The organism is Nocardia sp. NPDC058658, from assembly GCF_042716665.1.
In the GTDB taxonomy this organism is placed as follows: domain Bacteria; phylum Actinomycetota; class Actinomycetes; order Mycobacteriales; family Mycobacteriaceae; genus Nocardia.
The window spans coordinates 110,883-124,083 of record NZ_JBHXRR010000013.1; the positions used below are offsets into that span (position 1 = coordinate 110,883).

At 67.6% G+C, this 13,201-nt stretch carries 8 protein-coding genes; 5 read left to right on the top strand and 3 right to left on the bottom strand.

Translation table 11 applies throughout. The annotated features are described in order from the left end of the window. The first annotated feature begins 29 nt into the window (after nt 1-29). The 5 genes from ACFWUP_RS19730 (at nt 30) to ACFWUP_RS19750 (ending at nt 7,996) form a co-directional block, all read left to right on the top strand. A complete protein-coding gene (locus ACFWUP_RS19730) occupies nt 30-2,000 on the top strand; it encodes a nitrate- and nitrite sensing domain-containing protein (RefSeq protein WP_379236231.1) in 1,971 nt (656 codons plus the stop codon). A 104-nt stretch (nt 2,001-2,104) separates the two neighbouring features. Continuing rightward, nucleotides 2,105-3,277 carry a PucR family transcriptional regulator gene (locus tag ACFWUP_RS19735; RefSeq protein WP_379236233.1) on the top strand — a complete coding sequence of 391 codons (1,173 nt, stop codon included), beginning with the start codon at nt 2,105-2,107 and terminating at the stop codon, nt 3,275-3,277. Beyond that, entirely contained in the window at nt 3,274-4,131 is an 858-nt protein-coding gene (locus ACFWUP_RS19740; RefSeq protein WP_379236235.1) for an acetylxylan esterase, read from the top strand. The genes ACFWUP_RS19735 and ACFWUP_RS19740 overlap by 4 nt, the downstream gene beginning before the upstream one ends. 139 nt (nt 4,132-4,270) lie before the next feature. Next, nucleotides 4,271-6,523 (top strand): ATP-binding protein, encoded by a 2,253-nt coding sequence (locus tag ACFWUP_RS19745; protein ID WP_379236237.1) that lies wholly within the window; start codon nt 4,271-4,273, stop codon nt 6,521-6,523. A gap of 312 nt (nt 6,524-6,835) precedes the next feature. Continuing rightward, nucleotides 6,836-7,996 (top strand): esterase/lipase family protein, encoded by a 1,161-nt coding sequence (locus ACFWUP_RS19750; RefSeq protein ID WP_379236239.1) that lies wholly within the window; start codon nt 6,836-6,838, stop codon nt 7,994-7,996. A 73-nt stretch (nt 7,997-8,069) separates the two neighbouring features. On the opposite strand, the gene ACFWUP_RS19755 is transcribed toward ACFWUP_RS19750, so the two are convergent. From ACFWUP_RS19755 to ACFWUP_RS19765, 3 genes are read right to left on the bottom strand one after another with little or no spacing between them, the layout of a single operon-like run. Beyond that, nucleotides 8,070-9,173 carry an alpha/beta hydrolase gene (locus ACFWUP_RS19755; protein ID WP_379236241.1) on the bottom strand — a complete coding sequence of 368 codons (1,104 nt, stop codon included), beginning with the start codon at nt 9,171-9,173 and terminating at the stop codon, nt 8,070-8,072. Further along, entirely contained in the window at nt 9,163-10,731 is a 1,569-nt protein-coding gene (locus tag ACFWUP_RS19760) for an ArnT family glycosyltransferase (RefSeq protein WP_379236243.1), read from the bottom strand. Before ACFWUP_RS19760 ends, ACFWUP_RS19755 begins: the two co-directional genes overlap by 11 nt. 17 nt (nt 10,732-10,748) lie before the next feature. Then, on the bottom strand, nt 10,749-12,953 hold the full coding sequence (locus ACFWUP_RS19765) for an MMPL family transporter (RefSeq protein WP_379236245.1): 2,205 nt from the start codon (nt 12,951-12,953) through the stop codon (nt 10,749-10,751). Nucleotides 12,954-13,201 lie beyond the last annotated feature (248 nt).

A 13,201-nucleotide genomic window follows, 5' to 3' on the forward strand; every position in this document is an offset into this window, starting at 1 on the left:
AATTCGCGGCGTGGACCTAGGTTGAGCCGATGCTCTCAGCTCGGCTCGGCGTTCGCACCCGCATTCTGGCGATCGCTCTCGTCCCCAGTCTCACCCTGCTGTTCCTCGGAATGTTGACGGCGGGAAATCTGGTTCGTGACAGTTATCGGATCCGAAACTGGATCGACGATCTGGAACGAATACGCCCGGCCGCCACGGAGGCATTGGCTGCCACGCAAGCCGAGCGGTTGCTCACCCTGCGCCAGTTGACCGGCAACGAGGCGATCGCCGGGCTCGCCGCGGTGCGGGTGCGCGTCGACCGGGCCTTCGAGCAACTCGTCGAAGCCGATGCCACGCGCCATGAGCGTTCGGCCGAGCTGCCCGCCCAGCGGGCGAAATTCGGGGAAGCCATCACCGCGCTGCGGGCCGGGGTCGACGCGCGTAAAGTCTCGGTCGCCGACGTCTACGCGTTCTTCAACGCGCCGTACGCGATGTTCGGTGACGGATTCCGCCGCGCACAGCTTTCCGCGCCGGACCCGATTCTCGCGACCAGGGTGTCCGAGGCGGTTCGGCTGTTGAGTGCCACCGAGGCGATGTCGCGAAGCAACGCTGTCGCCCTGGCTCTGGTCAGTTCGCAGGGCAGCGCGTTCCCACTCGACGAATTCACCACACAGGTCGGTTTCTATCACGCCGAGATCAGGAATCTGGCGGCCGAAGTCGGTGCACCGCAGAAACAGGTGCTGCGCGATCTGATGGACAGCGATTCGTGGCGGCGACTCTCGGCGATGGAAACGGCGGTCAACGAGCGCTTCGCCTCGCGTGCCTCTTCGGTCAATGCCGAAATGCCGATGGCGATTCTCGAATGGCAGCAGGTTGCCGACAATGTTGTCGGTGGTCTGTTCGCCGCGTACGCCGGTCAACACGACTACGCCGGTGTGAGCGCCGCCGAAGTCGCCCAACGTGCCGAGCGGTCGGGCCTGGTGACCGGGGGGATCGTCCTGATCGGCAGTGTGGTGGCGTTGTTGATCGCGGTGGTGTTGGCCGACCGGATCATTCGGCGGCTGCGGCGCTTACGCGCGGCGACCCTCGTCATCGCCGAGGAGCGGTTGCCGAACGCGATTCGCCTGGCGAAAGCGCACTCCGAGGCAGAGGGGGCCGCGCCGACACTGGACTTCGGGCGCGATGAGATAGGCGAGGTGGCACAGGCTTTCGAGCACGCGGCGGCCGTTGCCCTGACCGCGGCGGTCGACGAAGCCCGGTTGCGCGACAGTGTGGAAACGGTGTTCGTCAATATCGCCCACCGCAGCCAGGTCCTCGCGCACCGCCAGCTCGAGATCCTCGACGATGCCGAACGCGGCCAGCAGGACCCCGAACTGCTCGACGTCTTCTTCCGCCTCGACCATCTGGCGACCCGTGAGCGACGCAACGCCGAGAATCTGCTGATCCTGGGTGGCAGCAGGCCGGGAAGGCAATGGCGCCAACCGATTCCGATCATCGATGTCGTGCGCAGCGCGGTGGGGGAGACCACCGAATACACCAGGGTCCGCCTCGCCGGGCTGCCCGACATCGCGGTGATCGGTTCGGTGGTGGCCGACCTGGTCCACCTGATCGCCGAACTGGTCGACAACGCCACCGCGTTCTCGCCACCGGAAGCGCGAGTCGAGATCAGCGGCGGGATCGTCGGCAAGGGCACGGTGGTGGAAGTCTGCGATCAGGGGATCGGGCTCACCGAGCCCGAGTTCGACAGCTACAACGAAATGCTCTCCACCCCGACGGGGTCCGGTCTCAGTGCGCTGGCCCGGGACTCGCGGATGGGCTTGTTCGTCGTCGCGCGACTGGCAGCCGCGCACGGCATCTCGGTCCGGTTGAACGAGTCCGACTACGGCGGCGTGCGCGCCATCGTCCTCATTCCCTCCGCGCTACTCGCCGACATCGAACCGGCATCGACGGGAACCTCCGCCGACGCGAACGCCCACGTCGGCCTGGCCGACGCGGCCGCTCGGCGGGACACCCACGGGTGAACTGGGCGCGCGATACAGACCAGATATACGCAGTTCTACCGATGCCCGCACAGTGAGGCACGCGGCACGCTGGAGCGCGGTTCGAAGCGCGTGAGGAGCGGCCAATGACCGATAGACGACAGTCCGGTATCGCCCTGCTGAGCAGGCCGGAGACGATGTGCGTGGTGCGGGAGTCCGAGCTCGATCGGGTGGTGCGGCTGGCCGGAACCGCCGATCACGGGCCGGGCACCGTTCGCAGACACGAGGTCGCGCCGATAGCGGGTCTGTGTGTGGAACTGGTCGCCGCGCTGCGCACCGACCAGACCGCGGACGCGGCGATCGCGCAGTTCGAACATCGCGCGGTGGAATGGGCGCGCGACGGCATCTCGGTCGACACCATCCTCGACACCGTGCACCGATGCGTGCGGGTGATTCTCGAACCGATCGGCGATATCCGGCCGCCGGAGCTCGTCGATCTGCTCGGCCGGGTTTCCACCGCGATCGCGGGCGCCTATCTGCGCTACGCCCTCGAGTTGTCCGGCCACGGTGGCCACGCCAGGGACAATCTCGCCGAACAGCTGATCGTGGGCAGCCGCTCCCGGATCGTCGCCCGTGACTGCGGGGTGGTGCTGGCCGCCGAGTACTGGGTGCTCGCGATCGACATCGGCGCGGAGCCGACCGACGACGGACTCGACGAGCGGGTGCGGTCCCGGCGAGCGGTCACCCGGCTGCGCCTCGAGCTCGATCGGGCGTGCGACGGGGACGCGCTCGCGGCGCTCTCGGCCCAGGGCGGCACCGTGTTGATACCGACCGACGACCGGCCCGACGAGCACATCGACACCGTGGCCGCCGCGCTGGCGCGTGCCTCGGGCCGTCAGCTCACCGTCACGGTGGTGCGCGCGGCGCTCGACGATATTCCCGGCGCGGCCGAATGCGCGCACGAACTGCTCGAGATCGTGCGGCGGATCGGCCGGGTCGGCGGGGTCCATCGATTCAGCGATTTCGCCCTCGAATATCAACTCAGCCGCCCAGGTCCGGCCCGCGAATATCTGCGTACCCTGCTCGAACCGCTCGAAGTTCATCCCGAATTGCTGGAAACCCTGCGCTGCCATGTCGCCAATGATCTGAACCGCCGCAAAACCGCGCGCATGCTGCACCTGCACACCAATACCGTGGATTACCGAATTCGGCGCATCGCGACCCTGACCGGCTTGGACGCCAAACGGTGCCCCGACCTCTGGTATCTGCGCTCGGCGCTGGTCGTGGCGGGCATGCCGGTCGAAGGACAAGCGAGGTGAGCGGTAACGTCCGGCTCCTCCCGTGCCTCGCGGTCGCCGCCGTCTCGCTGGCGGGTGTGCTGGCAGCGGCGCCCGCGACGGCGAACCCCTCGGCCTCGGTGATCCTGCGCAACGGGCCGCTCCTGCCCGGCAGCAGCGGTTCCGACGTGCCGGCCTCGGCCGCGGTGACGATCGACAAATGGACCGACCACACCGTGTACCGGCCCACCGACCTCGGCACGACCCGCCACCCCGTGGTGATCTGGGGCAACGGCACCGGAGTCGGTCCGGGCTACTACGAGCAATGGCTGCTCGAACACTGGGCGGCGGCGGGCTTCGTCGTCGTCGCCGCGAACACGACAATGGCGAATTCGGGCGCGGAGATGCTCGTCGGCGGCCGCGAACTCCTGCGGCGAAACGATCAATCCGACAGCGTCTACTACGGGAAGATCGCGACCGACGCCGTCGCGGCCGCCGGACATTCCCAGGGTGGCGCGGGCGCGATCAACGCCGGCGCCGACGACATGGTGCGCACGGTGCTGGCGCTGCAACCCGGCCCACTCGCGGTCCCCGGCGACATTCTCGGGCCCACCTTGTTCCTCGCCGGTGGCGCGGATCGGATCGTCGACGCCGACCGCATCGTGAAGCCGCTGTTCGACAAGGCAGGCCAGGTGCCCGCGATTTTCGCCGAACTGGGCGGTGCGGGCCATCTCGAGGGCCGAAAGTACGTCGACGTGATGACCGACTGGCTGCGCTACCAATTGCTCGACGACGCGGCAGCGCGCGCCCGCTTCGTCGGAGCGACCTGCGGGCTGTGCACCGATGCCGCGTGGACCAGGGTCGAACACAACGAGAAGGCGGCCGCACTGGGCTGATCGCCAGTTCGGTCACCGTTTCGTTGGTGCGCAGTACTATCGCCTGTGACCCAGCACACCCGTGAGCCGGACGGGGCGCAGCTCTCGCCTCGACCGGCCGGACCCGAAGCGATAGATGGTGCGAAACACGCTCGACCCCGTGGCGACCAGCTATCTCGGCCGTGACGCCGAGATCGAGACCGTGCGCGACCTGCTCGATCTCGGTGCGCTGGTCTCGGTCACCGGGGCAGGCGGGCTCGGCAAGACGCGGCTGGCGCGGCGTGTGGCCGGGGAACGGATCGCCGACTACGACAGCGGTGTCTTCTTCGTGGAGCTGGCCGGGCTCCGACAGCACGACGAGGTCGCGGCCGCCGTGGCCGCCGAGCTCGGGCTGCGGGTCGGTACCGGGGAAGCGACCGTCGAACGCGTCCTCGACCATCTCGCGCGCACGGCGCCCCTGCTCGTTCTCGACAACTGCGAACACCTCCTCGACGGCTGTGCCGAGCTGGTCGCGCGGATTCTCGCGCACTGTCCCGGCGTGACCGTGCTCGCCACCAGCAGACAGACCCTCAGCATCGCCGGTGAGCAGGTGTTCCGCATGCCCGCGCTGGCCGTCCCCGCGCCGGGCGACGACGACCCCGCGCGTATCGCCGAATATCCGTCGGTGCGGTTGCTGCTGGACCGGGCCCGCGCGGTCCGGCCCGACTTCCGGATCACCGCCGCGAACGCGGCCGATGTGGCGCGGCTGTGCAGGCTGCTCGACGGCATCCCCCTTGCCATCGAATTGGCGGCCGCCCGGCTGCGTTCGCTCTCGCCCGGCCAGGTGCTCGCGCGCTGGCCCGGCGGGCTCGCGCTGTCGACGGCCTGGTCGCACGGCCTGCCCGATCGGCACCAGACCCTGCGCGCGGCTGTGGACTGGAGCTACCACCTGTGTGACGACGACGAACGCCGGGTGTGGGCGTGTCTGTCGGTCTTCCAAGACTGGTTCGAGCTCGAAGCCGCCGAATATGTCTGTGCGGGTACGGATTTCGGGGTACCCGTGATGGAACTCGTGGACTCGCTGGTGGACAAGTCGATCCTCGAGAGCCGTGGCGACGAGGTGGTGCACTTCCGGCTGCTGCAGGCCGTGCGCGAATTCGGCGCCGAGCAACTCGCCGCCGCGCGGCTCTCCGACGCCGTAGCCCGGCGGCACCGGGACTGGTTCCGCGAACTGCTCCTGCTGGCGGACCGGGAGTTCCTCGGCCCGCGCCAGTACGAACTGGTCCGGCGTCTGCAGTTGGCGCACCGCGATCTGCGCAGGGCGATGGAATGGTCACTGGCGACCGTCGGTGAGCCGGGCACCGCACTGGAGATGGCCTCGTGCGTCGAGGAATTCTGGACGATGATCGGGGCCAACCACGAGGCGCGCACCTGGCTGGAGCGGGCGCTGAGTCTGGTGCCGGATTCCCCGCACGCGGCGCGCGGGTGGTCGACCATGGCGGCGCACTCGGTGTGGTTGACCGATAGCAAGCGCGCCTACCGTGAACTCGGCGAGGCCGAAACCGCCGCGGGCACAGACCCGCTCGCGCTCGCGCGGACGCTCATCGTGCGGTCTGGCATGGCGAAGATCGAACTCGACAATGTCGCGGCGGCGCGGCTGGCCGGTACGGGGCTGCACATGCTGCCCGCCGACAGCGGACTGCGTGAGACGGTGTTCGCACGCAACACGTTCGCGCTGGCGACCGCGTCATCGGATCCACAGCACCGGCTGCCGGAACTGCGCGACCTGGTGAAAGTCTGTGCCGCACAGGGTGATTACTACTACCAGGCAATGACGTTGTTCACGATCAGCCTGATCGAGGTGCTGATCGGACACCCCGACGCTGCCGAAGACTCCGCCCGTACCGCCCTGACGCTCACCCGCCGTTGGGGCAATACGTTCGGCGACGCCTATCACATCGAAACGCTGGCCTGGGTCGCGTCCGCGCGCAATCAACACGACCGTGCGGCAACACTGTTCGGCGTCGCGGCGGCCGCGTGGAAACGGCTCGGCACCGACCCGCGGATCATTCTGGTCTACCCCCACACCCTGTTCCGCGACGCGACGACAGCGGCGATGGGCGCGGCGGCGTTCACGGCCGCGTTCGACATCGGGCACGCGATGGCACTGGAAGAGGCGGTCGCGCTCGCGCTCGAACTCCAGTGTTCGCCCTGCCCCGACCGTTCGCCGAATATCGCGCCGCTGACCCGGCGCGAGTACGAGGTGGCGGAACTGGTGGCGAGCGGTCTGACGAACAAGGAGATCGCCGCGCGGCTGGTGATCGCGCCGCGGACCGCCGACACCCACGTCGGCAATATCTTGACCAAGCTGGATTCGGCCAATCGGGCACAGATCGCCACCTGGGTGGCCACGAGGGGAAATTCCGTCAACTGATCGGTGTGGATCATGGTCCGGCACAGTGAAATACGCGGCGTCATGTGATCCGGATGCGGCATCCGGAATGGCCTCGAAACATTGGCGATACGCCGATAAGGGGCGGTGAATAATATTTCCTGTGCGCCACCATGGGGCCCCGAACAGTGGCTTGGTGAGCTGTACACACCTGACCGGAAGTGATTTCCGTGCCGGTTGTCCCGGCTTATCTTCGGTGCGGCTTACGAGCTGATTCTTTTTCGCTTTCGGAAAGGCAGACCTTGCATGACCATAACTCGTGGCCGCACACGCTTTGTGCGTGCGGCAGTACTGATGGGCGCCAGTATTATGGCTGTCGCCCTCTCCGGGACGGGGGCGTCGGCCGACCCACAGACCGAGCCAACTGAACAGGCGCTGGCCGAGATCATCTACCAGGGCCGCGATGTGGCGTGGGGCACCGACGGCGGGCTCGGCGGCACGGGTTCTGCCTGCACCTCCGGAAGTGGCGCGGGCTCGGGCAACGGCTCCGGTGACTGCCTCGGCGGTTCGGGTTCCAGCTCGGGTTCCTCGGGCGGCTACTCCTCGGATCCCGGCGCGATCGGGCCCGCCTCGACGGCGTTCCTGCCCGCGTTCGGTTACGGCCTGCTCAACCCGGACGCGGGTGCCCCCGGCACCAACGACTGGGGTTGCAAGCCGACCGAGGCGCACCCCCGCCCGGTGGTGCTGCTGCACGGCACCTGGATGAACGCCTACAACGGCTACGCCTACATGGGTCAGCCGATCAAGGACGCCGGCTACTGCACCTTCACCTTCAACTACGGCCGTTCCAGCATGGTCGAAGGCGGCGGGCTCGGCTCGTTCCTGCCCGGTGTCATGGGTACCGGTTACATCCAGGACTCGGCCAAGCAGACCGCGACGTTCATCGACCGCGTGCTCGCGGCGACCGGCGCCGAGGAAGTCGACATTCTCGCGCACTCGCAGGGTGGTTCGATGGCGAACTGGTACACCAAGTTCGAGGGCGGCGCGGACAAGGTGAAGAACCTGATCACCTTCGGTGCCACGCACCACGGCACCACCCTCGACGGCATCGGTTCGCTGGGCCGCATGGTCAACAACCTGGGTATCGATGTGCTCGGTCCGGTCGAGATCTTCGTCGGCCACGCGGGTATCCAGCAGACCGTCGGTTCGGACTTCGTCAAGAAGCTCAACGCCAACGGTGACACCGTTCCCGGTGTCGACTACACCGTTGTCGGCACGCGCTACGACGAGGTGACCAACCCGTACGAGCTGACGTTCCTCGACCAGGGCCCCGGCTCGACGGTCAACAACGTGCTGCTGCAGCAGGGTTGCGAGCAGGACATCTCGGATCACCTGACGATGATGTACTCGCCGCGTGCGCTGTCGATCGCTCTGCGGGCGCTCGACCCGATCCAGAACCCGAACCTGGCGTGCACGTTCAACCCGTGGCTGATCGGAGGTGGTGGTTCGCTGTAAGCGATAGCGGAGGAGACAGAAATCGGGTGTATCGCGGCTCGGCTTGGCCGCGATACACCCGATTTTCGTGTGTCTACCCGACGAGCAGGCCTGCGACTCGTTCCCAGTAGGTGTGCATGTCCTGCTCCCAGTAACCCCAGGAATGGGTGCCCGCCGGGCGGAAATCGAAGGTCGCCGGGATGTTCAGCGCGGCGAGCCGATCGCGCAGCAACGCGGTGCACACCACGGTGATCCCGTCGAGAATGCCGCCGATGACCATCTGATCGATCAACTTCATCGGGCTGTTCTTGATGCCAGGTCCGCTCAGGGTGTCCAGCGGACCGGGCAGGCCGTTTCCGGTGCTCACGTACACCTGCACACCGCGCAGCTTCTCGGCGTTGAGCGCCGCGTCATTGGTGGCCCAGGCCGGATCGGTGGGTGGGCCCCACATGTTCAGCGGGTTGCCGCGCCGCGCGGTGACGATCGAGGCCACCATGGCTTGGCCCGCCGGGTTGCTGGTCTGGATGCAACCGCTGAACGAGCCGACCATCCGAAACCGTTGTGGCGCTTCCTGTGCCATGCGAAAGACCGCCGAGCTGGCCATCGAGAGTCCGGCGACCGCATCGCGGCCGGTGCCGTTGAACGCGGAGTCGATGATCGGCGGCAGTTCGGTGGTGAGGAAGGTCAGCCAGCGGTTGCGTCCGGTGCCGGGGTCGTCGACCTGCCAGTCGGTGTAGAAGGTGCCCGCACCGCCGATCGGCATGACGATGTTCGCCTGTTTCGCGGCGAAGAAGTCGACGGCGTCGGTCTTGGTGAACCAGTTGCTGCCTTCGCGCCAGTCGGGGGTGTCGGTGCCACCGTCGACCCCGTTGATCAGATACAGCGAGCCCGTCGGCGCTTCGGGGTCGGCGGCGGGAATGACCGCGACGGTGACCGGGCGGTTCATCGCCGCCGAGTGCACGGTCAGGTCGATCACCTTGCCCGGACCGTTCGCCGCCGCCGCGACCGCGAACGAGCCGTTCGGCGCCGGGAGTGCCGCCGCCATGGCCCTGGCGGCGACCAGGTCAGGGGCGGCCTGCGCCGTCGCGACGACGGGCACGCCGGTGGCGGCCAGCGTCACCGCGAGCGTCAACCGCCGCACCATCGAATTCACCACTGTCTTGTCTCCGTTCACTGCTGTGTTGTCGCTATCGCCCATGGCGGCTCGTCCCGTCGACGAGCCGCAGCTCCAGGGCATCGGGCCACAGGGCCGACCACGGTTCGGTCGGTCCCTCGCAGAGCCACACCGCGACACCGCGATTCACGCCGGGAAAGCCGAGCGGTTCGTCGATGTCGGTGAGCAGGGTCGTCTGTGCGAATCGGGTGCGCAGCGCGGTGCCGGGGTCGTCGACGCCGACGTAGAGCACCGTCGTCGCGCTGTCGGGTGGGGTGCCGAAGTAGCCGTAGCCGCGGTTGGGGCTGAAGACCGCGGGCAGGTCGGTGTCACGCGCGAACTCGTCGAGAGCCGCTGCCTGCCAATAGTTCTGGGTCACGATCACCAGGCCTCGGCGCTGCTGCGGCGGGATTCGGTGGTAGGTGTCGGCCACGGTGTTGACCAGGCCGTCCCAGCCGCTCGGCCCGAAAAGCACACTGCGCGAGTGGATCTGCGAGTAGTCGTCGGTGGACTGCCGCAACTTCGACTCCGGCAGCGGCAGCACGACAACGAGGCCGACGCAGATCGCGGCCGTGAAGACGCCGAAGCCACCGCCGATGATCGCGCCGCGTCGGCTGAACCCCCGGTCGGCCAGATACACCGCGCCCGCCGCGAACAGGCCGGGGAAGGCGCCGGCGACGAAGTACGGACGCAAACCGAACAGCACGACCGCACCCAATCCGAGCGCGATCATCGGGATCAGGAAGTAATACGGCCGGAACCGCTCGGCCCGCAGTCCTGCCCACATGCCGACGAGCAACAGCAGCCCGCCCGCCCCGGTGACCTGCACCATCGTCCACGGCACCGAGAGCAGTCCGGCGGTGGCCAGTTGTTCGTCGCGCACGATCGCGCCCATGGACAGCTGCGGCCAGCCGTTGGCGTGCTGCCACCACAGAATCGGCATCGCCGACCCGGCGAGCAATCCCGAGCCCACCCACCAGGCGGGCCGACGCAGCATCTCTCGCGGCCCGAACACCATGAACCCGAAGGCGAGCACGGCCCAGATGATCGGGATCAGCCATTTGACCTGAAAGTCCACGGCGGCGACGAAACCCGCGGCCGCCAGCAGGTAGTCCTCGCGTGTGCGCACCCAGCGGATCAGCAGCCACGCGATCACCGCCGTCAGGGTGATGTCGACGGCGAAGGTACTCAGCATGGCCGACTGCATCACCGCCATGGGCGTGGTCGCGTAGGCGATCGCGGCGACGGTCTGCGGGAGCCGACCGCCACCGAACTCCCTGGCCATCACCGCGCTGAGCACGATCGCCAGCACGGTGAACAGCAGCGCGGGCAACCGCAGCACGAGGGTGGAACCCGGAGCGAGGTGGTCCGACAGCGCCGCCAGCAGCGGAACCAGCGGGCCCTGGTCGGCATAGCTCACCGACGGATGTCGCCCTGCCGCAAGGAAATACAGCTCGTCGCCGCCGATGAGGTAGCGGTCGATCCTGGCCAGGAACAGGGTCGCCGCCACGGCCGCGACAATCGACACCTCGCGCCACGCGAAGGCGGGCAGCGAGGTGGTGGGGGCGGCGGGCACATCGACGGTGCCGCTGCGGACATTCATGGTGGTACTCCGCGGATTCAGTCCCGGTCGCCGCGGACTGGCGTCGGAGCAGCTCCGGAAGGTGTCGAGTGGGCGAGGGTTTCGGGTTCGGGCTGCAGGCGTTTCAACCACCCGGGCGCCCACCAGCAGGCGTCCCCGAGCAGCCGCATGGACGCGGGCACCAGCAGCATGCGCAGGATGGTGGCGTCGATGAACAACGCGGTCACCATGCCGAAGGCGATGTACTGCATCATCAGCAGATCCGACAGCGCGAACGCGCCGGTCACCACCAGCAGGATCAGCGCGGCGGCGGTAATGATGCGGCCGGTGCGGGCGATCCCGGCCTGCACGGCCTCGGTGGTGGACGCGCCCGCGGCCTTGGCTTCGACGATGCGCGACATCAGGAAGACCTCGTAGTCGGTCGAGAGCCCGTAGACCACCGACACGATCACCACCAGGACCAGCGACATGATCGGTTGCGGGGTGAAGCCGAACAGTTCCGCGCCGTGCCCGTCGATGAAGACCCAGGTGAGCACGCCCAGCGTGGCGCCGAGTCCGAGCAGGTTCAGCGCGGCCGCCTTGAGCGGCAGCACCAGCGAACCGAACGTGAGCGCCATCAGCAGCGTGCTGGCCAGGAAGACGAACAGGATCATCAGCGGCATCCGCTCGACCAGGGCGTCGATACTGTCCTTCTCCACCGCGGGCATACCGCCGACCATCAGCGTCGTGCCGGACGGCAACGGCATCGAACGCAGATAGTCGATGGTCGCCTCGGCGTTGTCGGAGCTGTCGAGCACGGTGTGGGTGGTGAGCACCTGCGGTTGGAACGGCGACTGCATCGGTTCGGCGAACGGCGCGGCCAGGCCGGGGGCCTGATTGGCGTCGGCGCGGACGGTGTCGGCGGTCTTGGGGTCGAACGTGACGATGACCAGGTCGATCGGGTCGATCTGGCGGAGCGGGAACAGTTCGTCGAAATGCTGTTGGGCCAGCCGCGTCGGGTGATCCGGCGGGAGGAAGCGCTCATTGATGGAGCCGAAGGCGAGGTGCTGGATCGGGACGATGAGCAGCAGCAGGCCCAGACAGATCGGAATCGCCACCATCAGTGGACGTTTCATGACCCCGGCGGCGAACCGGCCCCACGCGTTGTCGGCGACACGGTCACTCGCGACCGGCTTGCGGAACCAATCGACACCGAGCCAGTCCACCCGCCTGCCCAGTACGGCCAGCATGGCGGGCAGCAGGGTGATCGAGGTGAACGCGGCCAGCGAAATGGTGATGATGGCGCCGTAGGCGAACGAGCGCAGGAAGCCCTGCGGGAATACCAGAATCCCGGCCGCCGCGACCACGACGATCAGTGCCGAGAACAGCACGGTGCGCCCCGCGGTGGTGACCGACCGCCGGACCGCGTCGTCGACGGATCGACCGTCGGCGAGCTCCTCGCGGAAGCGGCTCAATACGAACAGCCCGTAGTCGATCGCCAGGCCGAGCCCGATCATCGAAACAACGGGGGAGACAAAGGAGTTCACCTCGGTGACGGCGGTGAGGCAGCGCAACAGCCCCCAGGCACCGAGCATGGTGAGCCCGCCGACGATCAACGGCAGCGCCGCGGCCACGACGCCACCGAACAGGAAGAACAACAGCACCGCGACGGCGGGGATGGCGAACAACTCCACCCGCCGCTGATCCTGAACCATGGTGTCGTTCAACGCGGCCGCCACCGGCTGCCCGCCGGCCAGCTCGACCTCGACCCCGGGAATCACGAACTCCTCGGCGATCTTTCGATAGTTGCGGCCCTGTTCGGTGGGATCGAGGCCACTGATCGCGACCGAGGCGAACGCGTAATCCCGTTCGGGCGAACCGAACACATCGGGCAGCGCCACCCCGGTATCGGTCGGCCAGTACGCGCCGTTGACCCGATCGATCTGGTCGGGGAACCGCTGCGGCAGCGCGTTCAGGCCCGCCACGACCTTGTCGGCGAACGCCGGATCGTCGATCGTGGTGCCCTCGGGCGCGCGGACCAGCAGGATCACGTCACTGCTGTGATCACGACCGAACGCGTTGTCGCGCACGTGTGCCGCGCGCACCGATTCCGACGACGGATCGTCGAACCCCTTGGAACTCAAGTCCGCGCCGAGGCCGAGCCCATAGCTGCCCAGTGCCAGCAATCCGGTCACCATCACCACGATCACCAGATAGCGCCGCCGTACGACGGTGTCTGCCCACTGTGTCAACTCGGCGAACACATTCGCCTCCCAACTGCTCGCGATGGGGACGAACTTGTCAGGAGTCGATGGTCTTTTCGGTCGCTACCGCGCAATGTTGCGGTCGGTCACAACGATTCTCGAAAACTTGTTGTGATCGGTGACCCGGCCGTCTGGGTCCGATCACAGCGATATTCACGATCTGCCGTCCGAAATTCCAGAGGTCGGTAATCACCACGATCGCCACGGTGACGAGTTCTACGTTGGCACCAACGGTCAAATGTGTACTG

Coding starts and splice junctions, on each gene's coding strand:
- ACFWUP_RS19730 (WP_379236231.1), top strand. CDS start 30: ATGCTCTCAGCTCGGCTCGGCGTTCGCACCCGCATTCTGGCGATCGCT.
- ACFWUP_RS19735 (WP_379236233.1), top strand. CDS start 2,105: ATGACCGATAGACGACAGTCCGGTATCGCCCTGCTGAGCAGGCCGGAG.
- ACFWUP_RS19750 (WP_379236239.1), top strand. CDS start 6,836: ATGGGCGCCAGTATTATGGCTGTCGCCCTCTCCGGGACGGGGGCGTCG.
- ACFWUP_RS19755 (WP_379236241.1), bottom strand. CDS start 9,173: ATGGGCGATAGCGACAACACAGCAGTGAACGGAGACAAGACAGTGGTG.
- ACFWUP_RS19760 (WP_379236243.1), bottom strand. CDS start 10,731: ATGAATGTCCGCAGCGGCACCGTCGATGTGCCCGCCGCCCCCACCACC.